This is a genomic window from Variovorax sp. EBFNA2, from assembly GCF_033802765.1.
In the GTDB taxonomy this organism is placed as follows: Bacteria; Pseudomonadota; Gammaproteobacteria; order Burkholderiales; family Burkholderiaceae_C; genus Variovorax; species Variovorax paradoxus_H.
Map to the genome: position 1 here is coordinate 653174 of NZ_CP138497.1, position 22728 is coordinate 675901.

18 protein-coding genes and 3 pseudogenes are annotated in these 22728 nt (G+C 65.6%); 10 read left to right on the forward strand and 11 right to left on the reverse strand.

Annotated elements, in window-relative coordinates; translation table 11 throughout:
- Nucleotides 1-9 precede the first annotated feature (9 nt).
- Both RZE79_RS33530 and RZE79_RS33535 read left to right on the forward strand, forming a co-directional pair.
- Nucleotides 10-645 carry a response regulator transcription factor gene (locus RZE79_RS33530; RefSeq protein WP_319361732.1) on the forward strand — a complete coding sequence of 212 codons (636 nt, stop codon included), beginning with the start codon at nt 10-12 and terminating at the stop codon, nt 643-645.
- A 134-nt stretch (nt 646-779) separates the two neighbouring features.
- Nucleotides 780-3203 (forward strand): DUF6351 family protein, encoded by a 2424-nt coding sequence (locus tag RZE79_RS33535; RefSeq protein WP_319361734.1) that lies wholly within the window; start codon nt 780-782, stop codon nt 3201-3203.
- Nucleotides 3204-3312: 109 nt separating this feature from the next.
- Here the strand turns inward: RZE79_RS33535 and RZE79_RS33540 are convergent, their stop codons facing one another.
- A complete protein-coding gene (locus RZE79_RS33540) occupies nt 3313-3825 on the reverse strand; it encodes a nucleoside deaminase (RefSeq protein WP_319361736.1) in 513 nt (170 codons plus the stop codon).
- 60 nt (nt 3826-3885) lie between these two features.
- Nucleotides 3886-5226 (reverse strand): nucleobase:cation symporter-2 family protein, encoded by a 1341-nt coding sequence (locus RZE79_RS33545; protein ID WP_319361738.1) that lies wholly within the window; start codon nt 5224-5226, stop codon nt 3886-3888.
- Nucleotides 5227-5354: 128 nt separating this feature from the next.
- On the opposite strand from RZE79_RS33545, the gene RZE79_RS33550 reads away from it, so the two are divergent.
- The gene (locus tag RZE79_RS33550; RefSeq protein WP_319362390.1) at nt 5355-6269 is read left to right on the forward strand and encodes a LysR family transcriptional regulator; all 915 of its coding nucleotides are present in this window, start codon (nt 5355-5357) and stop codon (nt 6267-6269) included.
- Nucleotides 6270-6332: 63 nt separating this feature from the next.
- Nucleotides 6333-6952 (forward strand): annotated as a pseudogene (locus tag RZE79_RS33555) (cytochrome d ubiquinol oxidase subunit II); the annotation flags it as partial.
- Between the two features lie 308 nt (nt 6953-7260).
- Here the strand turns inward: RZE79_RS33555 and groL are convergent.
- The 3 genes from groL to RZE79_RS33570 all read right to left on the reverse strand — a co-directional run bounded on the left by groL (nt 7261) and on the right by RZE79_RS33570 (nt 10103).
- Entirely contained in the window at nt 7261-8886 is a 1626-nt protein-coding gene (groL, locus tag RZE79_RS33560; protein WP_319361740.1) for a chaperonin GroEL, read from the reverse strand.
- 62 nt (nt 8887-8948) lie between these two features.
- Nucleotides 8949-9269 (reverse strand): co-chaperone GroES, encoded by a 321-nt coding sequence (locus RZE79_RS33565; RefSeq protein WP_319361742.1) that lies wholly within the window; start codon nt 9267-9269, stop codon nt 8949-8951.
- Nucleotides 9270-9440: 171 nt separating this feature from the next.
- A complete protein-coding gene (locus RZE79_RS33570) occupies nt 9441-10103 on the reverse strand; it encodes a diguanylate cyclase (protein WP_319361744.1) in 663 nt (220 codons plus the stop codon).
- 194 nt (nt 10104-10297) lie between these two features.
- Here RZE79_RS33570 and RZE79_RS33575 point away from each other — a divergent pair, with 194 nt between their 5' ends.
- The gene (locus RZE79_RS33575; protein WP_319362391.1) at nt 10298-11392 is read left to right on the forward strand and encodes a glycosyltransferase family 4 protein; all 1095 of its coding nucleotides are present in this window, start codon (nt 10298-10300) and stop codon (nt 11390-11392) included.
- Between the two features lie 3 nt (nt 11393-11395).
- Entirely contained in the window at nt 11396-13543 is a 2148-nt protein-coding gene (locus tag RZE79_RS33580) for an amylo-alpha-1,6-glucosidase (protein WP_319361746.1), read from the forward strand.
- A 34-nt stretch (nt 13544-13577) separates the two neighbouring features.
- Here RZE79_RS33580 and RZE79_RS33585 read toward each other — a convergent pair.
- The 5 genes and pseudogenes from RZE79_RS33585 to RZE79_RS33605 all read right to left on the reverse strand — a co-directional run.
- A pseudogene (locus RZE79_RS33585) lies at nt 13578-14135 on the reverse strand (MBL fold metallo-hydrolase); the annotation flags it as partial.
- Between the two features lie 415 nt (nt 14136-14550).
- Nucleotides 14551-15321, reverse strand: a complete 771-nt coding sequence (locus RZE79_RS33590) for a M48 family metalloprotease (RefSeq protein ID WP_319361748.1) — start codon at nt 15319-15321, stop codon at nt 14551-14553.
- Between the two features lie 535 nt (nt 15322-15856).
- On the reverse strand, nt 15857-16123 hold the full coding sequence (locus tag RZE79_RS33595; RefSeq protein WP_319361750.1) for a type II toxin-antitoxin system Phd/YefM family antitoxin: 267 nt from the start codon (nt 16121-16123) through the stop codon (nt 15857-15859).
- 45 nt (nt 16124-16168) lie between these two features.
- Nucleotides 16169-17707: an IS3 family transposase gene (locus RZE79_RS33600; protein ID WP_319355680.1), complete on the reverse strand. Its 1539-nt coding sequence runs from the start codon at nt 17705-17707 to the stop codon at nt 16169-16171.
- 374 nt (nt 17708-18081) lie between these two features.
- Entirely contained in the window at nt 18082-18396 is a 315-nt protein-coding gene (locus RZE79_RS33605) for a hypothetical protein (RefSeq protein WP_319361752.1), read from the reverse strand.
- Between the two features lie 388 nt (nt 18397-18784).
- Here RZE79_RS33605 and RZE79_RS33610 point away from each other — a divergent pair, with 388 nt between their 5' ends.
- Nucleotides 18785-19120, forward strand: coding sequence for a hypothetical protein (locus RZE79_RS33610; protein WP_319361754.1), 336 nt, complete (start codon nt 18785-18787; stop codon nt 19118-19120).
- 510 nt (nt 19121-19630) lie between these two features.
- On the opposite strand, the gene RZE79_RS33615 is transcribed toward RZE79_RS33610, so the two are convergent.
- Complete coding sequence (locus tag RZE79_RS33615) at nt 19631-20374, reverse strand: SDR family oxidoreductase (RefSeq protein WP_319361756.1); 744 nt, start codon at nt 20372-20374, stop codon at nt 19631-19633.
- A 102-nt stretch (nt 20375-20476) separates the two neighbouring features.
- Between RZE79_RS33615 and RZE79_RS33620 the strand changes: the two genes are divergently transcribed.
- The 3 genes and pseudogenes from RZE79_RS33620 to RZE79_RS33630 all read left to right on the forward strand — a co-directional run bounded on the left by RZE79_RS33620 (nt 20477) and on the right by RZE79_RS33630 (nt 22648).
- On the forward strand, nt 20477-21391 hold the full coding sequence (locus tag RZE79_RS33620; RefSeq protein ID WP_319361758.1) for an AraC family transcriptional regulator: 915 nt from the start codon (nt 20477-20479) through the stop codon (nt 21389-21391).
- 224 nt (nt 21392-21615) lie between these two features.
- Nucleotides 21616-22523, forward strand: a pseudogene (locus RZE79_RS33625) (ornithine cyclodeaminase family protein).
- Nucleotides 22508-22648 carry a hypothetical protein gene (locus tag RZE79_RS33630; RefSeq protein ID WP_319361760.1) on the forward strand — a complete coding sequence of 47 codons (141 nt, stop codon included), beginning with the start codon at nt 22508-22510 and terminating at the stop codon, nt 22646-22648. Before RZE79_RS33625 ends, RZE79_RS33630 begins: the two are co-directional and overlap by 16 nt.
- Nucleotides 22649-22728: the final 80 nt, after the last annotated feature.

Sequence of the window (22728 nt, forward strand, 5' to 3'; positions counted from 1 at the left end):
TCCAACGACATGACGAGCCTGCTCATCATCGACGACCACGCCATGTTCCGCTCGGGCCTGCGCAAGGTGCTGCAGGACGCGCCCGAGATCACCCGCATCGACGAGGCCGGCGACTGGCGCGGGGGCCTGGCCTGCCTGGAGGCCGTGCCCACCGACGTGCTGCTGCTGGACATCAACATGCCCGACAGCAGCGGGCTGGACCTCATCGGACCGATCCGCGAGCGCTTTGCGGCGTTGCGCATCATCATGCTGAGCATGTACTCGGAGCCGCAGTACGCGGTGCGCGCGCTGCGCAACGGCGCGCACGGCTACGTGGCCAAGGACATGGAAGCCGCCGACCTGATCGCTGCGATCCGCATCGTGAGCCGGGGCCGCCAGTTTGTCGCGCCGTCGATCACGCGAGCGATGACCGACACGCTGCTGGGCATGGCGCCCGACCCGCGTCCGCACGAGCGGCTGTCGTCGCGTGAATCGGAGATCCTGCGCATGATCGTGGGTGGCGACTCCCTCACGGCCATCGCGGAGCGCCTGGCCATCAATGTCAAGACCGTGAGCACCTACCGGCGCCGCCTGCTCGAGAAGATGGGGCTGGGCTCGAACGCGCAGCTGGTGCAGTACGCGGTGCACCACCGGTTGCTGGATTGAGCCGCGTCATCGAAATCTGACAGCGTGCGCCCGGCTTTCCGACTTGTGGGGGCCCCCTTGGTTTCCTAGCATCGACGCGGACCGTGAGCTGACGGCTCGCGCCTGTCGACAAAGAAAATCTAGGAGACATTCACATGGGTTCATGGAAACAGATCGCGGCCTGTACGGCCGGCGCGATCGTGATCGCCGCATGCGGCGGCAGTGGTGGTGGCGGCGGCGGGATGCCGTTCATTCCTTCATCGCCGCCGCCCTCCTCCGGACCACCGCCGACGACGCCGCCCGCGTCGAAAATTTCCCTTCAGCTGCTCTCGAGCCAGCCGGAGCACGTGTCGGGCGGCGATGCGCGCATCGCGGTGCTCGCACCGCAGGCCGAGCAGGCGCAGATCGAGCTGTGGCTCAACGACGCGAAGATATCGCCCGCGCTGGAGGGCGACGCTCAGCGACTCGAAGGCCTGGTGACGGGCCTGAAGCTTGGCGCCAACACGCTTGAGCTGCGCCACAAGACGCGCGGCAAGCTCGACAGGCTCACGCTCACCAACCACCCCATCACCGGCCCGATCTTCGCGGGGCCGAAGCAGGAGCCCTTCGTGTGCTCCGTCGTCACCGAGCTGGGCAAGGAGCCACTGGTCGATACCACGGATCCGAAGTACTTCGCGGTCAAGGACGGAGGTGGCGCCACCGTCGGCCACAGCCAGCACTGCTCGATCGCACCCTACGTGCTGTACTACTACATGCCTGTGGGCGGCACCACGCACAGCCATTACCTGCCGATGCCCGCCGACGGTTCACGCCCGGCGAACATCGCGAAGACGACGCTGACCGACGGACGCGAGGTCGACTTCATCGTGCGCTGGGAACGCGGCACCGTCAACCGCTTCATCTACCAGTACGTGATGCTCGCGCCGTTCGGTGAAGACCCCGCCAAGCCCAACACCAGCCTGTGGAACAAGCGGCTGGTCTATCACTTCCAGGGCGGCGTGGGATTTGGCCACTACCAAGGCCGCGCGGACAAGCGCGCCGGTCTGGTCGATGCGATCGGCAGGGGCTACGCCATCGCCTACTCCACCGGCAACCGCACGGGCGAGCACTACGACATGATCCTCGGCGGCGAGACCGCGCTCATGACCAAGGAGGGCTTCATCAAGCGCTACGGCATGCCCAGCTACACCGTGGGCCTGGGCGCCTCGGGTGGCGGTATCCAGCAGTACCTGTATCCGCAGAATCATCCGGGCCTGATCGACGCGGCCATCGCGGTGCAGCCCTACCCCGATATGGTGGGACAGATTCCGCATGTGGGCGACTGCGAACTGCTCGAGCACTACATGGACGTGACGGACCGCACCAACACCAAGTGGACCAGCGACATCAAGAACCGCACGATGCTAGTCGGCTTCAATGCCGAGGCCGGCGTCGCCAACCCATTCTTCCCGCTGCAGCCCTACCTGCCCGACGTGAAGATGGCCGCCGGCTCCACCGAATGCCGCGCCGCCTGGATGGGCCTGACGGCGGGCGCGATGAATCCGAAGTTCGACGCCGACGGCATCATGGCCAAGGGCGCCGCGCGCATGGACATGGCCGCCTTCGGCACGATCCCTTTCAGCCACTATGACGATGTGCGCAACGTCTACGGCATCGGTGCCGACGGCTACCCGCGTTCCACCTGGGACAACGTGGGCGTGCAGTACGGCCTGCAGTCGATGAAGGACGGCAAGCTCACCGTGGCCGAGTTCCTGGACCTGAACCTGAAGGTCGGCGGCTGGAAGCGCATGAGCGAGATGGTGCCCGAGGGCTTCCCGTACAACGGCACCGGCTTGTCCGAGGTCCAGAAGGTGGCGGCCGACCCGAACTATTTCGACCCCTGGGGTCGCCGCAACATGAACCGCTGGAATCCGGCCGCGCCCGACGTGCCGGCGCCGCGCACCCATGGCGACCTCGAAGCCATCAAGGCGATGCAGCGCTCGGGCCTGGTCTTCACCGGCAAGACCGACATCCCGACGATCGACTGGCACCCGTACCTCGAACAGAAGCTGAACATGCACAACGTGCACCAGTCGTTCGCGATCCGCCAGCGCATCCGCCACAAGATGGGCAACTCCGACCATCAGGCGATCTGGTTCACCGAGACGCGCGGCGCCAGCAAGGAGTTCGATCAGACGCCGATGGCCCTGGAGGTGATCGACGAATGGATCACGCAGATGCGCGCCCATCCGGGCCGCAGCGTGGCCGACAACCGCCCCGACCGCGCGGTGGACAGCTGCTTCGACAAAGACGGTGCGCTCATGGCCAAGGGCGCCGGCGTGTGGGCCGGCGTGCTCGACACCCAGCCCAAGGGCAGCTGCACCCAGGCCTTCCCGATGTACGGCACCTCGCGCATCGTGGCCGGCGGGCCGATCGAAGGCGGCATCTTCAAGTGCGCGCTCAAGTCGGTCGACGCGGCCGTGGCCGACGGCACCTACGGGCCATGGACGCCCTCGCCGGCCGAGATCCTGAAGCTGCAGACCATCTTCCCGGAAGGCGTCTGCGACTTCGGCAAACCCGACCAGGGCGCGCCCACCTGAGCCGTCCCTGACGCCCTCCGAAGCCACCGTCCGCGGTGGCTTTTTTCATGGTGAGCGATGGAGGCGGCGATCCGCCTGCCCTGCAGCGCGAACCTGGTGGTGCGAGCGCTCAGTGCTGCAGCCTCCAGAAGCCGCGATGCGGAGCGGCGGCCTCGTCTTCGAGCAAGGGACCCACGACCTCGACGCGGCGCTGGCCGCGTACGAACACCTCGCGACAGGGCAACGAGAATGTGGGATTCTCCGGATGGTCACCGGTCAATCCAAGCAACGCATGCTCCGACAGCGCATAGACCACGCGGCCGATGTTCGTCCAGTAGATCGCGCCGGCGCACATGCAGCAGGGCTCGGCGCTGGTGAACAGCGTGCATCGCGCGAGCTGTTCGGGGCTCAGCCGCCGCGCCGCTTGCGCGGCCGCCACCAGCTCGGCATGCTGCGTCGGATCGCCCTCCGGCGGCATCGAGTTGTTGCCGGCGGTGACGACCACTTGGCCGTTCTCGTCGGCCACGAGCGCGGCGAAAGGATGCCGGCCACGCCCCTTCGATTCTTGCGACAACGCGATCGTCATGCGCAGCAACTCGAGGTCACGCGGCGAAAGGGAAACAGGGGCGGGGCTGGAATTCATGGCAGTGAGAGTCCGTCGGAAAGTGAAAAAAGGAGAAAAAACAAGGGGGGAAAGAAGCGCTCAGCGCGCGATGACGGCCGGCGCCTCTTCCTCGGCCAGCGCCGCCGCGCCGCGGTTGAGCAGCAGGTTCAGCAGCACCGCCGTGATCGCGGCCAGGAATATGCCGCTTTCGAGCACGAGCCGCAGCGGCCCGCTGGCATGCGCGAACAGCGCGGGGAACGACATCGGCAGCACGCCGACGCTCACCGAGACGGCCACGATGATCGCGTTGCGCGTGCCCTCGAAGCGCACACGCGACAACTCCTGGATGCCGGCGACGGTCGTCATACCGAACATCACAACCGCGCAGCCGCCGAGCACCGGCCGCGGCACCGAGGCGATCAGCGCGCCGAGCTTGGGAAATAACCCCATCAGCACCATGATCGCGCCGGCCGATGCCACCACGTAGCGGCTCTTGATACCCGACAACGCGATGAGCCCCGTGTTCTGCGTGAACGCGTTGTACGGAAAGCTGTTGAAGACGCCGCCGATCATGGTCGCCAGCCCGTCCGCCCGGAAGGCGTTGCCGAGCGTCGTCTGTGTCGAGGGGCGCCCGACGATCTGCCCGATGGCCAGGCAGTTGCCGGTCGTCTCGGCCATGATGACCATCATCGCGAGCGTCATGATGAGGATCGGTGCCACGCCGAACGCGGGCAGGCCAAATGCGAAAGGTGCGCTGATCTCGAACCATGCCGCATGGCCCACCTGCACGAAGTCGGTGAGCCCGAATGCCGCCGCAATGGCCGTGCCGGCGACGAGTCCGAGCAGCACGGCCAGGTTGCCGATGAAGCCGCTGAAGCGTGCGTAGACGAACAGCGTGATGGCGATGGTCGCCAGCCCCAGCAGCAGGTTCGGCGCGCTGCCGAAATCGGCCGCGTCCGGATTGCCGCCGCCGAGCCAGATGGCGGCGGCCGGCATCAGCGAGATGCCGATCACGGTGATGAGGCTGCCGATCACCACCGGCGGAAAAAAGCGAAGCAGCCGGCTGATGGCCGGCGCCAGCAGCACCGTGATCGCACCGCCCGCGATGACCGCCCCGAACACATGGGGCAGGCCGTATTCCTTGCCGATCATGATCATCGGCGCCAGCGCAATGAACGAACAGGCCTGCACCAACGGCAGGCGCGCGCCGAACTTCCAGAAGCCCAGCGTCTGGATCAGCGTCGCGATGCCCGAGGTCAGCAGATTGGCGTTGATCAGCGTCACGACCTGCGCCGGCGTCAGTCCGAGTGCACTGCCCAGGATCAGCGGCACCGCCACTGCGCCCGCATAGAGCACCAGCACGTGCTGCAGGCCGTAGGTTGCCATCTGCTGCGCGGGCAGCACTTCGTCCACGGGGTGGACGCGGGAAGAGGGGTTCATCGAAAGTCTCCGTGTTGTAGGTCTGTGCCCCGGAACCTTGGGTCGGCGCCGGGCCGCACGGATGATCGATGGCCTCCTTCGGGAGTCAAAGTTAGTATTCATCGCTTTTATCGATGGGAGAGGAACGCGTGCGCTATTCGCTGGAGCAGCTCGAGACATTCGTGGCCGTGGCGCGAGCCGGCTCTTTCTCGGCGGCGGCGCGTCAGCTGGGCAAGACCCAGTCGACGGTCAGCGCGGCCATCGGCAACCTCGAGATCGACCTGGCCTTGGTGCTGTTCGACCGCGCGACCAAGGTTCCCACGCTGACCGAGGCCGGCCGCCGCCTGCTGCGCGAAGCGCACAGCGTGCTGGATCGCTGCCTGGCGCTCGAAGGTCATGCGCAGAGTCTGTCCGACGCGGTCGAGTCCGCCCTCACGCTGGCCATCGAGATTCCCTACAACGTGCTGATGCCCGCATTCACCGCCTTCGCCGAACGCTTCCCGCATGTCGATCTGCAGGTGCGGCATCCGTTGCACGGCGATGTGAGCGCGCTGGTGTGGCAGAGCGAGGCGCAGTTGGGCATCGGCTTTGCCCAACCGGGCTATGCGCGCGAGCTGGACTTCGTGCAGATGGGCAAGCTGGTGATGGCGCATGTGGTCGCGCGCGCGCACCCCTTGGCGGCGCTGGCCACGGTGAACTTCAGTGACCTGCACCAGCACCGGCGACTCGCCTTCAGCGCCCACACCGAGCGGCTGCCCAGCACCGAATACCTGGACGCCCCGCGGTGCTGGCGCGCCGAGAGCTATCTGGCCCTGCTGGAGATGACCCGCGCGGGCCTGGGCTGGGCCACGTTGCCGCGCATGCTCGTGCGGCGCGAACTGGCCGAGGGCGAGCTGGTGGAACTGCAGCTGGGCGCCTACCCGCACACAGACTGGCTGCTGGGCGTCGATCTACTGTGGAACAAGACGCGCCCACTGGGCAAGGCCGGCGGTTGGCTGCGTGCCGAACTGGCGCGCACCAAGGTGGCCGAGATCGACAGTGCCGGTCATCCCACCGCCTTTTGACCCGCTAGCCGCGTACCGTGCGTGGGCGCTTTCTGACCGCTCTTTGTGCGCGGTTGGCGGCGTTCGTTCACCGCCACCTTCTTCCAGGGCGTGGCGCTGGGCGCGTTCCTCGACGGACGGAAAGTGGTCGACGGCAACTTCTCCGGCGGCGCGTTCGACTGGATCTCGCCCTTCTCGGTGTTCACCGGCCTCGCGCCGGTGGCCGCCTATGCGCTGCTCGGCGCCACCTGGCTCGTGATGAAGACCGAGGGCGAGCTGCAGCAGCGTATGTGACCGCTCGTGTGGGCGATGCTCGCGGTGACCGGCATGCTGAGCGTGTGGACGTCGCTCGCGCACGAAGCCATTGCGCAGCGCTGGTTCACGCTGCCGAACCTGCTGTGCTTTTTACCGGTGCCGCTGCTGGCGGGCGTGGTGGCGTGGCGGCTGCTGCACACGCTGCGCGGCGACCGGCATGCCGCGCCCTTCGTGCTGACGCTGCTGTTCCTCGGCTACACGGGCCTGGGCATCAGCCTGTGGCCGAACGTGATCCCGCCGGACATCTCGATCTGGCAGGCGGCCGGGCCGCCGCAGAGCCAGGGCTTTGCGCTCGTGGGCGCACTGCTGATCATTCCGGTCATCCTCATGTACACGGCTTGGAGTTACCGGTCTTTCGCGGCAAGGTGCGCCATGGCGACGGATATCACCGAGGCGGGTCAGCGCCCGCCGTGCGCCTGGCGGCGGCGTCAGGGCTGGCTTGCAAGCGTTGGCGTGACGTTTGTGGTGGCGGTCGTGTTCCGCTTCCTGATGGCCGCGGTCGAGCTCTCGCGGTAATGCAGCGCCCGGCCTTTTCCGTTCTGGACCTGTCTTCAGCGCCATCGCTTTCCGTGCGATGGCCACACCAGCAGCCGCTTCGCGGCGTTGAAGCTGCGCTGCTCCAGCCCCCAAAAACGGCGGCACTTCCGGCACACGGCGCACCGGGAACTCCGGTGCGCCGTGGCCGCTGTGCCAGGACTCAGAAGTCCATGCCGCCGCCGGCGGGCACGGCGGGCGCCTTCTGCGGCTTGGGCAGCTCCGCCACGGTCGCGTCGGTCGTGAGGATCAACCCCGCGATCGACGCGGCGTTCTGCAGCGCGGTGCGCGTGACCTTGGTCGGGTCGACCACGCCGAGTTCGACCAGGTCACCGTACTCGCCCGTAGCGGCGTCGTACCCGTGGTTGCCCTTGCCTTCGAGCACCTTGGCCACCACCACCGACGGCTCCACGCCCGCGTTCGTGACGATGGCGCGCAGCGGTGCTTCGAGCGCACGCAGCGCGATACGGATGCCGGCGTCCTGGTCGGTGTTGGCGCCCTTGAGCCCGGAGATCGCGGCACGCGCGCGCAACAGCGCCACGCCGCCGCCGGGCACGATGCCCTCGGCCACCGCCGCACGCGTGGCGTGCAGCGCGTCGTCGACGCGGTCTTTCTTCTCCTTCATCTCGACCTCTGTGGCCGCGCCCACGCGGATCACCGCCACGCCGCCCGCGAGCTTGGCCACGCGCTCCTGCAGCTTCTCGCGGTCGTAGTCGCTGGTGGCCTGCTCGATCTGCGCCTGGATAGACTTCACGCGCGCATCGATGCGCTGCTGGTCGCCCCCGCCATCGATGATGATGGTGTTCTCCTTCTGCACCTCGATGCGCTTGGCGTGGCCGAGGTCCTCGAGCGTGGCCTTGTCGAGCTGCTTGCCTGTTTCGTCGGAGATCACCGTGGCACCGGTGAGCACCGCGATGTCCTCGAGCATGGCCTTGCGGCGATCGCCAAAGCCGGGCGCCTTCACGGCCGCCACCTTGAGCACGCCGCGCATGGAGTTCACGACCAGCGTCGCGAGTGCCTCGCCCTCGACCTCCTCGGCCACGATCAGCAACGGCTTGCCAGCCTTGGCGGCGCTTTCGAGCACAGGCAGCAGCTCGCGGATGTTGGAGATCTTCTTGTCGTGCAGCAGCACGAGCGGGTCTTCGAGATGCGCGACTTGCTTTTCGGGGTCGTTGATGAAGTACGGGCTCAGGTAGCCGCGGTCGAACTGCATGCCCTCGACCACATCGAGTTCGTTGTCGAGCGACTTGCCGTCTTCCACGGTGATCACGCCGTCCTTGCCGACCTTCTCCATCGCGTCGGCAATGATCTTTCCGATGGCGTCGTCGGAGTTGGCGGACAGTGCGGCCACCTGCGCGATTTCCTTGCCGGTGGAGATGGGCTTGGAGAGCTTGTGCAGCTCGTCGAGCACCGCGGCCGTGGCCTTGTCGATGCCGCGCTTGAGGTCCATCGGGTTCATGCCCGAGGCCACATGCTTCATGCCCTCCTGCACGATCGCTTGCGCGAGCACCGTGGCGGTCGTGGTGCCGTCGCCCGCCACGTCGGCGGTCTTGGAAGCGACCTGCTTGACGATCTGCGCGCCCATGTTCTCGAACTTGTCGGCAAGCTCGATTTCCTTGGCGACCGACACGCCGTCTTTCGTGATGACCGGCGCGCCGTAGCTGCGCTCAAGCAGCACGTTGCGGCCCTTCGGCCCCAGGGTGACTTTCACGGCATCGGCAAGGATGTTCACGCCCGCGACGATGCGCTGGCGGGCATTGTCGTGAAACTGAACGTCTTTGGCAGTCATTTCTCGATTGCTCCTTCTTGACTCATCTGTCTGTAGAACTGAATGGGATTCGCAACCTTCTTTCAGGCCACGCGCTTGAGATTGCCGCGCTCGGCGCCTTCGACGACGGCAAGGACATCGTCCTCGCGCAGCACCAGCAGTTCCTCGTCGTCCACCTTCACGGTCTGGCCCGCGTACTTTCCGAAGAGCACCTGGTCGCCGGCCTTCAGATGCAAGGGACGAAGCGTGCCGTCGGCGAGCAGCTTGCCCTGGCCCACGCAGACCACCTCGCCCTGCTCGGGCTTCTCGGCGGCCGAATCCGGAATCACGATGCCGGAGGCTGTCTGTCGCTGCTGCTCGATTCGCTTGACGATCACTCGGTCGTAAAGAGGATGAAGTTTCATGTTCGATCTCCTAAGCGATAAAGGTCATCAATGGAACCCCACACGCCACCTTGTGGCGGCGTGCTGGGCCCGTTCTTCTCACCGGCGTTCATGCGCCGGCGGGCGAGAGCTATGGGCTTCGGCGCACGCGTTCAAGAGGCCGCGCCCACGATTTTTTTGTGACCAATTTTTTCAATCGCGGACCAACACCCATGCGCTCGCGCGACCGAGCCGGTACACGGTCCGCTGCGGCACCGTTGCGCGTGCAGGGCTGGGGACCACAGGGCACGGCAGCGTGCGCCCGCCCGTGCTGTCGAGCGTGTCATCGGCGTCGTCTGGCACGGCGGACCAGATGCCGCATTTGCGTGGCCTGAACAGCCAGCGCACGTAGCCGCGCCGGCCGGCCTCGCGCAGCATCTCTTCCCGGTCGGGCACTTGCGCCATCGTGTGTTCGCGCATGTCGCCCTTGGCATTCGCAGCGTCTTCCTCGTCCGCATAGCCGAAGGCGCGCAAGGCCTCGCTGACTTCGGCCGCCGGCGCGCCCAACCGCCACCACGCCGGACGCACGACGCGCTCCAAGTCCCATGCGCCGAGTTGCCAGGCGGCTTCGAGCAGCGCCTGCTCGAGCGTGTCGGGACGCTCGCCGGACATGTCGAGCCTGGCGATCGACTGGGCGACCGGCCGTGGCGGCAATTCCACGCCCGGCATGTTCAGCGGCGTTCGCCGGAAAAAGCCATGCCAATGCAGCGACAGCAAGGCCGCGTCGGCGCGCCGCGCGACGCTCGTCACAGTGACCGCATACAGCGGCAGGCGCATCGCAGCCGCATGCGCTGCGACGGTTTCGAAAAGGTTCATCGGCACCTCCACAAAACAATAACGAGTCCAACAACCAGACAGTCTTTGAACGTCCGACAGCGCGGAGGTTTCCACGACAAGGGCCCTCTTGAAAAACGCGACGCCCGCGGCCATATTCCGCACCGGAAGCCCCGCCTTCCATCTTCGCCCTCATCCTTGTTTATTCATTCCCTTTCGAGGAGATTGTCTTGACGATGAAGATCGCGCAGATCGCGCCCCTTTACGAAGCCGTGCCTCCGCGGCTCTATGGCGGCACTGAACGTGTCGTCGCTCACCTGGCTAACGCCCTGGTGGATCTCGGCCACGAGGTCACCCTCTTCGCTTCCGCCGACACCAGCACGCGGGCCGAACTCGCGCCGATGCGCGCGCAGGCGCTGCGCCTGGATCCGGCGCCGCTGAAGTCGGACCTCGCCAGCCATCTGCACATGCTGGGCGAGCTGCGCCAGCGCGCACACGAATTCGACGTGCTGCACTTCCATGTCGACCTGCTGCACTTTCCCTTCTTCGAGGACATGGCGCAGCGCACGATCACCACGCTGCACGGGCGCCTGGACATCGCGGACTTGCCGGTGGTCTACCGTCGCTGGAACCGCTACCCGCTGGTTTCGATTTCACGCCACCAGCGCAAGCCGCTGCCGCTCGCCAACTGGCTGGCCACCGTGCCCCACGGACTCGATGCGTCGACCTACCGCTTCGAGCCCCGAAGCGGCGACTACCTCGCGTTCCTTGGCCGCATCTCGCCGGAAAAACGGCCCGACCGTGCCATCGAAATTGCCCGCAGGGCGGGGCTGCCGCTGAAGATTGCGGCCAAGATCGATGCGGCCGATGCGACCTATTTCGAACAGGTCATCCAGCCGCTGCTGCGCGACAACCCCTGGGTCGAGTTCGTGGGCGAGATCGGCGATGCCGAGAAGTCGGCGTTTCTCGGCGGTGCCCGCGCGCTGCTGTTCCCCATCGACTGGCCCGAGCCCTTCGGCCTGGTGATGATCGAGGCCATGGCCTGCGGCACGCCGGTGATCGGCTGGCGCTGCGGCTCGGTGCCCGAGGTGATCGACGACGGCACCAGCGGCCTCATCGTGGAGGATATGGACCAGGCCGTGGCCGCCGTGCATGCCGTCAACCAGCTCGACCGGCGCCTCGTGCGGGAAGCCTTCGAAAGCCGCTTCTCGGCCCGCGCGATGGCCGGCGCCTATGTGGCGCAGTACCGTCGGCTCACCGGCCAGGAAGACCGCAGCAGCAACAGCAGCGCCACCGCGCCGGAGGTTGCGCTTTGCAGTGAGTTCGCATGAGCCATGAGTCTTGAGACCCCCGCCACCGACCAGGCCGAGGCAGCGCCCGAGCGCGCGGTGCAGCATGCCTTTGTCCTGAAAGAGGCCGACACCTACCTCGTGATGGATGCCCATGGCGATGTCGGTGGCGGCGTCGACGGCCTGTTCCATCACGACACCCGCATGCTCTCGTCCTTCGTGCTGCGGCTGGACGGCACCCGCCCCTCGCTGCTGTCCAGTGGCGTGAGCAGCGACAACGTCTACTTCACCGCGCACCTCACCAACCGGCCGCTGCCCGTGCTCGGGTCCACCTCGACGCCGCAGGGCGTGATCCACCTGGAGCGCAAGCGCTTCTTGTGGGGCGCGCGGATGTTCGAGCGCCTGCGGCTCGTCAACTACAGCGACCAGCCCGCGCGCGCGCCGCTGGGCTTGCGCTTCGCGGCGGATTTCCGCGACATGTTCGAGGTGCGCGGCCAGGTGCGCGCACAGCGCGGCGAGTTCGGCACGCCCGAGATCGGCGCGCAGGGCATCGTGCTTGCGTACCGCGGCCTGGACGCGGTGCAGCGCCGCGCGTGCATCGACTTCTCGGAACCGGCGCAGCACCTGGACGCCGGCGGCGCGACGTTCGAGGTCGCGCTGCCCGCGCGCGGCGCGTGGACGCTGTTCATCGAAGTGGGTACCGAGCCGGCGGTGGCGGGCGCCGACCGTTTCCGCGAGGCAGGGGTGCTGGCCCGCTGGCGGATGCGCGCGCGCCAGCGCCGCGGATCGCGCCTGCACGCGTCGGGGCGCCTGTTCCAGAGCTGGCTCGACCGCTCGCGCGCCGACCTCGCCCTGCTCACGACCGACATGGCCACCGGGCCGTACCCGTACGCAGGCATTCCGTGGTTCTCTACGCCGTTTGGGCGGGACGCCATCGTCACGGCCTTCCAGACGTTGTGGATCGATCCGGCGCTGGCGCTGGGCGTACTGCGGTTTCTTGCCGCCCGCCAGGCGCGCCAGACCTCGAGCTTTCGCGACGCGGAGCCCGGAAAAATCATGCACGAGACGCGCAAGGGCGAGATGGCGGCCGTCGACGAACTGCCCTTCGGCCAGTACTACGGCGGCGTCGACACCACGCCGCTCTTCGTGGCACTGGCCGGCGCGTACATGCAGCGCACGGGAGACGCCGCGACCATCGAGGAAATCTGGCCGGCGCTGTTGGCCGCCTGCGAATGGATGGAGCGCAACATGGCGCGCCACCCTGCGGGCCTGCTCGCCTACCAGCGCGGCGAAAGCAGTGGGCTGGCCAACCAAGGCTGGAAGGACAGCCACGATTCGATCTTCCATGCCGACGGCAGTTCGCCCGAAGGCCCCATCGCCCTGGTGGAGGTGCAGGGCTACGCCTGTGCGGCCTTCCTCGCGATGTCCGCCCTGGCGGAGCTGCGCGCCGATGCGCGCGCGGGCCACTGGCGCCAGCGATCGGCGCAGGTGGCGCAGGCCATCGAGCGGGAGTTCTGGCTACCGCAGCAGCAGTTCTACGCACTCGCGATCGACGGTGCCAGCCGGCCTTGCGCGGTGCGCTCGTCGAACGTGGGGCACCTGCTGTTTGCCGGCGTGCCCACGCCCGATCGGGCCCGCGCGATCACGCGGGGCCTGCTGGCGCCGGCCTTCGAGTGCGGCTGGGGCATACGCACCTTGCCGCTGGAAGCCGCGCGCTTCAATCCGATGTCGTATCACAACGGGTCGGTGTGGCCGCACGACCTGGCCCTGTGCGCGGCGGGCATGGCGCGCTATGGCGAGCGCGAGGGCGTGGCTCGCATCCTGGACAACCTGTTCGAAGCCGCATCGCACTTCGGCATGCGGCTGCCCGAGTTGTTCTGCGGGTTCGAACGGCAGCCGGGACAGGCGCCCGTGGCCTATCCGGTCGCCTGCCTGCCGCAGGCCTGGGCCGCGGGCTCGGTCTTCATGCTGCTGCAGGCCTGCCTCGGTTTGAGCGTGGACGGCATCCGCCACGCAGTGCAGATCGTCCATCCGCGCCTGCCGACGGACATCGAGCACCTGCATGTGCGCGAGCTGAAGGTGGGCGACAGCCGCCTGGACCTGCACTTCCAGCGCATCGGACAGGAGCGGGTGGTCGTCACGGCGGAACACCGCCCGGGCGGTGCGAAGGTCGATGTGAAGCTGCAGATCTAGCGGCCCGTCCGAGCGGCGATTGCGGGGCTGGATCGCCGGTGAGCGGCACCAGGAGGATGTCGCCTGGCAACCCCTGGGACTGACGCACGCAGTTGAAACCACCAGGGCTCGCCGCTCCTTCCGGCGCAGACCTGCCAGCGCTCGCGGCGGCTCCACTGCTGCGGACGAAAACGTTGACGATTGAGCCAGGTACGCTGCGCTGCGCCTCGTCGCGCTCGGTGCGCATCATGTGCACCCGCGCCTCGGGCAAATCGTCGAGTCCACCCGCATGGTCGAAGTCCAGATGCGTAAGCACGATGTGGCGCACATCATTGGCCGAGCAGCCCCGCCGATCGACCTGGCGCACGGCGGTCATTTCCTCGCGGAAGTCGGGGTCCATCAGCCGCAGGAAGAAGCCGCTGAGGCGGCTGCGCGGATCGCGCACGTCAGGCAGGTCATATCCAGTGTCAACCAGCACCAGGCCGCGGTCGGTTTCGAGCAGCAGGCAGTGGCAGCACAGCCAGCCGCGCTGCAGCGCGGACCTGCTGCGACTGTCCATGAGGCGCCCGCCGAGCGGGCAGGCGCAGACACCGTTGAGATGATGGATGGCGATCCTGGCTTGCCAGGCGACTTGGAATTGATGAACGCCTTTGCTGGCAAGCGGCGCGCCCGACCAGCGTGGGGTCATCTCGACGGCCGCACTCCTGAGGTCTCGGCCGCAGCTTTCTCCGCCGAACTTGCGGCAAGAACTCCGTCGTACGCAATGGCGCTCACTCGCGGAGAACCGTGAAACCCGGAGCTCCAAAAATGTGACCTGGCTGGCACCTAGCCATACCGCAGTTCGAAGCGCGACGATCCCCTCGAGGCGAATCGCGCTTGATTTCAGTAGCCACGCCGGAACACCGGGTGCTTCGAACAACGCGCCACGGGCAAGCCGTCACATCGGACCGAACCCCAGGGGCAACGGGGGGACCTGCCCTCGGTCGGCGCGCCTCACACCGATCGCGAGAGACCCAGGGGAGCGCGGGTCAACTGCGAGCGTCCAGGCGCTTTTGCATGGCGGCCGCACGATCCGTGGACGGCGGGTGCGAGCTCAAGATGGAACTGCCCGTGCTGCCGCTACCCGCGCTGAGCTTTGCCAACTTCTGGAAGCTCGTCACGAGTCCCTTGCGCTCGAGCTTGCGCTCCGTCAGGAGATCGAACGAATAATTGTCGGCGGCGCTCTCCTGAGACTGGGAGAACTGGGCGTTGATGAACTTCTCGCCCAGATCGCCGGCTTGCGACTGGGACAGTGCAGCCAGCGTGCCGCCGCTTGCAGCAGCCAGGCCTCGCACCGCTGAGGCGGCATAGGCGGTTTGCATGCGTGCCTTGCTGTGGCCCAAGGCCACATGGCCGATCTCGTGCCCAATCACGCCGCGCAGTTCATCGTCGTTCATCAGGTCCATCAGGCCGCTGTAGACACGGATGCAGCCATTGGCCATGGCCCATGCATTCACATCCTTGGTCAGGTAGACCTTGTAGACGGCCGTCTTGCCATTGATGTTCGTCGGCATCGACTTGATGACTTGATTCAACCGTGTGGTATAGCGGCTGTTGGCCGGTGCGATCTGGCTTTTCTGGTCCATGGCGGCGCACGACTGATCGGACATCGCGGTGATATCCCCGTCGCTGAGCGACATCGCCTTGTAGGCCGTGCCGCCCACGTTGGCCAGGCTGTTCGTGTCCATGTTCTTGACCGCCCCACAGCCTGCGAGTGCAGCGGCAGTAACAACCGAGGTCAATACGAAGAAATGCTTCATTTGAATTATTCTTTAGTGAAAGTTGGATTCCTAGTGCGGCAATGCCGCAGCCTCATCCGGCAAGGAGGCCAAGAGATATCTGATTTGCCGGACGGCGAAAGTCTAACGACTCATGCGCATCGACGAATAAATGCCGCATGGCGATGGCGTCCGGATTTCGCGCTTGCGAATGGCGACAAGTCGTTTACGACGTCCCTCGCTGATGTGGTGTAGTTCGGTGAAGTGCAGCCGAGTGCTGCCAGCATTGAAGGGCCCCGACCGATGCCATTGCCGAAGAACCCATGCCCTTCTTGCGCCCCGCCGGCCAGCCTGAACCACTTTCCGAACGCACGCGAGGTCACGCAGCTGGAACGTACGGGCTCAACAATGACGTGCAACCGCTATTGGAATGCCCGCATCCGGGCGCACCAGCCGTCGGCAGTTTCGAGAATCTCGTCTTCGGCCTTGAGCCAGTCGGATTTGCTCCATATGTCGAACATGTACTCCTGAAGCGAGAGCAAGTCCTTCTGGGGGCCGGGAAGAATGAAGATGGCCGCTACGTGCGGCGCTGGCGAGCTGCGGCCAAGTGCGCTCGGGACTCGGCAATTGAAATTCCTTTGCCTTGTTTGCGCTCTTTCTCACCCAAGGCGACGATTCTCAAAGTGGCGATCAGCGCTTCTTCTTCCTGAAACTGCTTGATGCTTTCAAGCACCATGCTGGCTTCGCTATTCTGGATGATGAAGAAAGGCGCGCCGTTCATCTCCAGATTTTCCGGCAGCTGGGCGGCGTGGCTTTTCAGATAGCCGATGGTGTTGGATTCCATCGATCTCTGACCCGAGGGGGGTGCGGATAAAAACTTGGACTGGTTTTATGCCGCAAGTCCAAGGCTCACCCGGTATTCGATAGGGCTGAGAGAGCCAAGAGAGATCTTGATCCGCTTCTCGTTGTACCAGCGGATGTACGAGTCGACCGCCTCGATGAATTGCTCGATGGTGGCGTTCTTCCAGTCTCGAGGATAGAACAGCTCGTTCTTCAGCCGACCGAAGAAGCCTTCGCAAGCTGCGTTATCAGGTGAGCATGCCTTGCGAGACATCGAGCGAGTGAAGTTCGCGTCGCTCATTCTTGATAGCCAACCTGGCCAGCGGTAGTGGCCGCCCCGATCGGAGTGAACCACAGGCCGGTCAGTAGTTTCGGCCACTGTCTCGATGGCCGCATCCAGCATCGTGTTGACCAACTCAGCGTCCGGACTGGTCCCAATGGTCCAGCTGACGACCATTCCATCGAAGCAGTCGATGATGGGCGAGAGGTACACCTTGCCAGCCGGGATCTGGAACTCCGTGATGTCCGTGAGCCATTTCTCGTTGGGGACCGCGGCCTGGAAGTCGCGGTTGATGAGGTTCTCAGGCGCTGGACTGATCTCGCCAAGGTATGACGCATACCTGCGCTTCCTGGGCTTTGGAACAACCAGGCTTTCCTGCTTCATCAACCGCTGCACGACCTTCTCGGAGATCGCGACGTCCTGTCTGGTGAGCGATGCTTGCAGTCTGCGGTAGCCATAGCAGCGGTGGTTCGACTCAAAGATGTCGGTGATGGATTGCCGCACCTTCAGGTACTTGTCGCCCACCGCTGCGCGGGCCCGATGGTAGAAGTACGAACTACGCGCAAGGTCCAACTGTGCAAGGAGCTCTGGCAGGCCATAGTGCTCCCTGAGGGCGTCAATCAGCAGTGTCTTCTCCCGGTTGGACAGGAGCTGCAGGTCGACGCCCAGGCCTTTTTTTAACAGTTCGTTGGCCTTGTTCAAGAGGTCCTGCTCAAGGCGAAGTTGCCTGACTTCGCGGCGCAGTGACTCAACCTGGCGCTCAAGGTCGTCGCGCTCTTGCGACGGCGGAGATTGATTGGTGCTTTTCATGGATGCGGGTGCCTCACGTCCCAGAAGTTGGTTCTTCCAGTTGTACAGCGTTGGCCGGCACACGCCGAACTTGTCGGCTACAGCCTGCGCACTTTCCTCACGCGTGCAAAGCTCCATGACTCCCGCATGCATCAGCTCCCCGGAATACCTTCGTCGCCCCACACTTCCAACGACAGCCCTTCTGGCCTCAGGAATGGCCTCGCGAACCCACGCGGTTAGTGTCCCTCTGCCGGGATAGCCCAATGCCCTCATGGTGGCAGCAATGCAGCGGTCGTGAGTGAGGTAGTGCTCGATAGCTGCCGCTTTTTGCTCCTGCGAGAACTTGGGTCGCCGGCCCGCATAGCCCGCTGGCAAGTCGAGCTTCTGCTGGTATTCGTTATACCAGCCCTTCAGAGAATTTTTTGTTGGGTAACCCAGCTGACGGATAGTGGGTCTGACGCGTTTGCCGAGCTTGATGTAGAGCTCAACGGCTCGAATCCGATCTTCGTAGGAATACATGAACTACCTCCTGGTAGTCCAAGTTTTCCGCCGCACCCCCTTACTGCGTTAGCTGGGTCAATTTTCGGCGGCAATCAACAGGCACGGCGCTACTATGCCAAAGACACGGGCTGGCGGCACGCCTCTTGGACCTCGACCTTGGACTGTTCGCTGTGTGGCGCGAAGCGAGGACTGATCAATCACGCCATTTGTCGAGTCCGCATCATTCGTTGCGGACACGGTGCTCGGCGTTCTCAAGCCTTCGAGAAGACTTCGCGCAGCGCTTACAACTCATCAGCGGGTGGGTTGAATACTTGAATTTGATGCGCCCCGCGAAGCAGTTGCCCGCGGTGAAAGAAGTGGAGTCACCTCGGTCAGCCTGAGTACGGATAGCGCTACCGCTGGCCCCTGGCGGGTACGCTGGAAGACTTGGGCTCAGCGTCAGGACCAGAGAGGCGGACCGTGTTTCGCTCGTCGACGATGTGCTGAAGCGCGGCCTCCAACGTCGGCCAGTTGGCAAATACGTAGACCCGCTCCCTCTGCTCAAAACGGCCGCCGAATTCGGCCAGAACCGAGGCATGTCCCGACACGCTGCCCAGCAGTGCAGGCTTCATGCGGCCAAACGCGGCTGAGAACTCGCCGACGCTACAGCCAAGCTGTGCCGCGAGGAACTGCACTCGATCGGTGCCGCTTGGACGAGATAACAACATGAGAAATTCTCACCGGCATGTGGTGTTGATAAATCCGATCTCCCTGCCAGCACTGGGCACTATTTCACGGCCGTCGCGTTGGTATGGCGGCCAGTTTCATCGAGCTCATCGAGTACTCCCGCTGCGTCGCCCCGCGCAATCCCGGGGGTGGAGGCACTTGCGGGGCCTTCGACCTTGAGCGAGCACTGGTGGCGCTGGCTCGCAGGATGCTCGCAGTTCGCGGAGTTTGCATGTCAAGAAAAGAAGCGGGCCATGGTGGAGGCCACGGCGGCTGTGCACCGATTCTTTCCGCCACCCGTTCAATGATGGGCGCTGGAAGTGCTGCACTGAAACAAGTTGGTACAGCGCACTCTCCGGATGCGCTACAAGCAAGAAAAGGAGCACACCCATGAAGTCCACATCGATCATCGCCATCGCCGCGGCGATTCTTCTCGCGCCGATGACGGCCTTGGCCGATCCGGACAAGGATGAAAGCGGCCACGGTAAGCGCCGGCACGGTCATCGCGAGTACAAAGAAGAGTACTGGGATGGCAACTGCAAGGTGGAGCGAAAATTCAAGAAAGACGGCGAATACAAGGAAGAGCGCAAGTGCAAGGGTCACGATCACTATCGCCCTGGCCATGCCTACGCCCCGGCGCCCGTCTACGTTCCTGCTCCTGCCTACGCGCCCACGCAGGCGGGTGAACCCGGAGTCGTGATTCAGGGCACGATCCGGATGCGCTAGAGGCTGTGACGGGCAACTGACCTCGGGGCCCGCCATCGCGCGGGCTTTTGTTTGCGCAACTATGACCTCAGGCCGTCAACGCGAACGCAACAGCAGTGTGGCTACCGCTGGAAGTCGGCCTCGTTTCCCCGCCTTTTTGATCCAGGCAACGCACTTTTCCTGGAGCAATTCGATGTCGTCTTCCCCCGCGGCCTGCGTTCGGGAAAGCACAAGCTTGAAGCGCTGCACGCCGACCCGGGGTGATGTGGGCCACGGCGCAGATCCATCGCCCTCGATGTGGATTCGATAGGTCGTGCAGGTCCCGCACCCGCCTTCGTAGGAGAACACTTCGCCGTCCATCGGAAGCCTCGACACTCGCTACAGGCGAGGCATCGGGATTGATGGGGGCGCCAGCAAAGAGCTTCCGAAACGGAACATACCCCCGGCCTTCTTGCAACGGCACCACAAGACTAGCCGGGCGACGATCCGCCGATGCGCCAGACCCACTTTTATTCACTGACGCACGCGCCTTCAGTTCTGCCGGGCCAGCGCGACTGCATCCGCCCCCGCCGGATAGCGCAGGGTCGTCTGGTTGTCGTTCGCGGCGCGCCAGACGGCCTCGGCCACGTCGGCCGCCGTGGTCACGTCTGTCGGGCTGCCCAGCGCCGCGAAGACCGTCTGTGCCAGCGGTGCATAGTGCAGCGGGATCAGGCCCTGCATGCGCTGCGCCCCGTTCTCGGTGAACCGCGTGCCTGGCCCGTAGCCCGGCTCGACAAGCTTCACGCGCACGTTGAACGCCGCCAGCTCGAGGGCGAGCGAGGCGGTGAAGCCCTCGATGGCCGTCTTGCTCGCGGTGTACGCCGCCACCAGCGGCATCGGTGCCAGCGTGACGGTCGAGGTGACGTTGACCAGCAACCCCGCGCGCCGCGCCCGGAACTGCGGCAGCACGGCCTGCGCCATGGCCATCATGCCGAAGGTGTTGGTCTCGAACACCTCGCGCACGGTGGCCATGGGCGTGGCCTCGAAAGCGCCGAACAGCCCGACGCCTGCGTTGTTCACGAGCACGTCGATCGGGCCCGCGTTCTCGATGGCGGCGGCGATGCTGTCGGGTTGCGTCACGTCCAGCGGCAGCACGCGCAGGTTCGGCGCGTCGGGAAAGAGGTCGTCGCGCGGCGTGCGCATCGTGGCGATGACACGCCAGCCCTGGGCATGGAAGTGGCGTGCGGTGGCCAGGCCGTAGCCGGACGAGCAGCCGGTGATCAGTGCGGTTTTCAATGGAGTTCCTTGGAGGTGGGTGATGAAGAGCCTCAACGATAGGAGCGACCGGCCGGATTCGCTACCATTGAACGTCGCCATTTCTTTTGCAGGAGTCCAGCCGTGGCCGATCCACTCGCCGAGGTCATCGCGCTGCTTCGGCCGCGCGCCGTGTATTCCAAGGTGATCGCGGGCGCCGGCGCCTGGGCCGTGCGCTACACGACCTTCGGCCAGCCCAGCTTCTGCACGATGCTCGAGGGCGACTGCATCCTGGCGGTCGATGGGCAACCGCCGCTGGCGCTGACCGCCGGCGACTTCCTGCTGATGCCGGCCACGCCCGGCTTCACGTTGTCGGGGCTCACGCCGGCGCCGCCGGTGTTTCTCGATCCGCATGAACAAGCGGCGCGCGAAGACGCACACGGCGAGGTCCGCCACGGCGATCGCGAAGGCCCGCCCGACGTGCGCATGCTTGGCGGTTACTTCGCCTTCGATTCGCCGGACGCTGCCTTGATGGTGTCGCTGCTGCCCTCGGTGCTGCACATGCGCGGCGTCGCGCGGCTGTCGCTGCTGGTGCAGCTCGTGCGCGAAGAATCCATGGCCCAGCGGCCGGGGCGCGACCTCGTGCTCGGCCGGCTGGTCGAGGTGCTGCTGATCGAAGCGCTGCGCTCGGCGCCCGGCGAAGGCGCGCCGCCGGGGCTGCTGCGCGCGCTGGCGGACAGCCGGCTGGCCGTCGCCGTGCGGCACATGCACGCCGACCCCGCGCGTTCATGGACGGTGGAAGAACTCGCCGGCAAGGCCGCGCTGTCGCGCTCGGCGTTCTTCGAGCGCTTCTCACGCGCCGTCGGCCTGCCGCCGATGGAATACCTGCTCGCGTGGCGCATGGCGATCGCCAAGGACCTGCTGCGCCGCGGCGGCTGCGCGTCGGCAGACGTGGCCGCGCGCGTCGGCTACAGCTCGGCCAGTACCTTCAGCACGGCGTTCAGCCGCCATGTGGGTCAGGCACCAGGCCGCTACGCGCGGCAGAAGATGCAGCGCTAGCTGCGGGTCTTCGATCTGTCCGCAACCTCGCGACGGTCGAGAATTCTTGCGGGGAGCCTGAAGCGGGCGCCAACGTTCGTCAAGGCATGGAGACACCAGTGAAAACAAGTTTGTAGTCACGATGGTCTTGGCGCTGTGCAGAGCGGACGGATTCGAAGACTACCTTGCGGCACACGCATTCGCTGCAGGCCGAAACGGACGCCGCGCCGCGCACCGTGCTGGTCATGCCCGTGTGGCAGCACGACCGCTACCTGGGCATCAAGACTGTGACCATCTTCCCGGACAACGCACGGCGCGGCCTGCCCGGACTGTTCTCGACCTACGTGCTGTACGACGCACGCACGGGCGAGCCGTTGGCGCAGATCGACGGCAACGAGATCACGTCGCGCCGCACCGCTGCCGCATCGGCCCTGGCCGCGTCCTACCTCGCGCCTGTCGACGCGCGCAGTCTACTGGTCGTCGGCTGCGGGCGTGTCGGCAGTCTGATTCCCGAGGCCTTGCGTGCCGTGCGTCTGCGGCGAAGGCACTCGCTGCGCGGCTGTGTGCGCAGAACATCGAGGCGGCCGTCGCGCCGGATCTCGCCCATGCGGTGAACGACGTCGACATCGTGAGCTGTGCCACGCTCGCCACGCAGCCGGTGGTGCAGGGCGCGTGGCTGCGGCCTCGCAGCCACCTCGACCTGATCGGCAGTTTCACGCCGCAGATGCGCGAAGCCGACGATGTCTGCTTTGCAGGCGCACGTCTGTTTGTCGATACGCAAGAAGCGTTGCAAAAGAGTGGCGAACTGCTCGGGCCCATGTCGCGCGGCGTGTTCGCCGCCGAAGATGTGGCGGGAACGCTGGCCGACCTAGTGACGGACAGGACCCCGGGACGCACTCAGCGCGACGGGCGGACCGTCTTCAAGGCCGTGGGCACCGCCTTGGAGGACCTGGCCGCTGCAGTGCTGGCCTACGGGGCTTCCAATCGAACTGAGGCGCTTGCCTTCGCGGGCCGCTATGCGCCGGGCGACTCCTGCGCGTGTGCGGCAGGCACGTTGCGCGCGTTGTCGAGCATGGGCAGCTCGCCTGGCACCGGGCTGGCGTCAGCCCTGGAGATCCGCGGCACCGAGATCGGTCAATGCTTGCCGAACTGATCTTCGAGGCCGCAGGGCCGCAGAGCCAGATACTCGACGCGGCCGAAGCGCGCCGCAAAGCGATCTACAGTGGAAGCAACAAAATCCAGCGCAGCATCATCGCCAAGGCAGAACTGGGTCTGTAGCTAGTCGGCGGCGCAGGTGTGTGCGCACGTACAACCTCGGACTGGACATCGGCAGCTGGCACGCTAAACTATCCATGTTA

What these genes read in the sequence shown, in the direction of transcription:
- RZE79_RS33590 (WP_319361748.1), bottom strand. Translation starts at nt 15,321, where the DNA reads ATGAAGCATTTCTTCGTATTGACCTCGGTTGTTACTGCCGCTGCACTC.
- RZE79_RS33610 (WP_319361754.1), top strand. Translation starts at nt 18,785, where the DNA reads ATGAAGTCCACATCGATCATCGCCATCGCCGCGGCGATTCTTCTCGCG.
- RZE79_RS33540 (WP_319361736.1), bottom strand. Translation starts at nt 3,825, where the DNA reads ATGAATTCCAGCCCCGCCCCTGTTTCCCTTTCGCCGCGTGACCTCGAG.
- RZE79_RS33535 (WP_319361734.1), top strand. Translation starts at nt 780, where the DNA reads ATGGGTTCATGGAAACAGATCGCGGCCTGTACGGCCGGCGCGATCGTG.
- RZE79_RS33605 (WP_319361752.1), bottom strand. Translation starts at nt 18,396, where the DNA reads ATGTTGTTATCTCGTCCAAGCGGCACCGATCGAGTGCAGTTCCTCGCG.
- groL (WP_319361740.1), bottom strand. Translation starts at nt 8,886, where the DNA reads ATGACTGCCAAAGACGTTCAGTTTCACGACAATGCCCGCCAGCGCATC.
- RZE79_RS33570 (WP_319361744.1), bottom strand. Translation starts at nt 10,103, where the DNA reads ATGAACCTTTTCGAAACCGTCGCAGCGCATGCGGCTGCGATGCGCCTG.
- RZE79_RS33575 (WP_319362391.1), top strand. Translation starts at nt 10,298, where the DNA reads ATGAAGATCGCGCAGATCGCGCCCCTTTACGAAGCCGTGCCTCCGCGG.
- RZE79_RS33630 (WP_319361760.1), top strand. Translation starts at nt 22,508, where the DNA reads ATGCTTGCCGAACTGATCTTCGAGGCCGCAGGGCCGCAGAGCCAGATA.
- RZE79_RS33530 (WP_319361732.1), top strand. Translation starts at nt 10, where the DNA reads ATGACGAGCCTGCTCATCATCGACGACCACGCCATGTTCCGCTCGGGC.
- RZE79_RS33545 (WP_319361738.1), bottom strand. Translation starts at nt 5,226, where the DNA reads ATGAACCCCTCTTCCCGCGTCCACCCCGTGGACGAAGTGCTGCCCGCG.
- RZE79_RS33565 (WP_319361742.1), bottom strand. Translation starts at nt 9,269, where the DNA reads ATGAAACTTCATCCTCTTTACGACCGAGTGATCGTCAAGCGAATCGAG.
- RZE79_RS33595 (WP_319361750.1), bottom strand. Translation starts at nt 16,123, where the DNA reads ATGGAATCCAACACCATCGGCTATCTGAAAAGCCACGCCGCCCAGCTG.
- RZE79_RS33600 (WP_319355680.1), bottom strand. Translation starts at nt 17,707, where the DNA reads ATGTATTCCTACGAAGATCGGATTCGAGCCGTTGAGCTCTACATCAAG.
- RZE79_RS33580 (WP_319361746.1), top strand. Translation starts at nt 11,396, where the DNA reads ATGAGTCTTGAGACCCCCGCCACCGACCAGGCCGAGGCAGCGCCCGAG.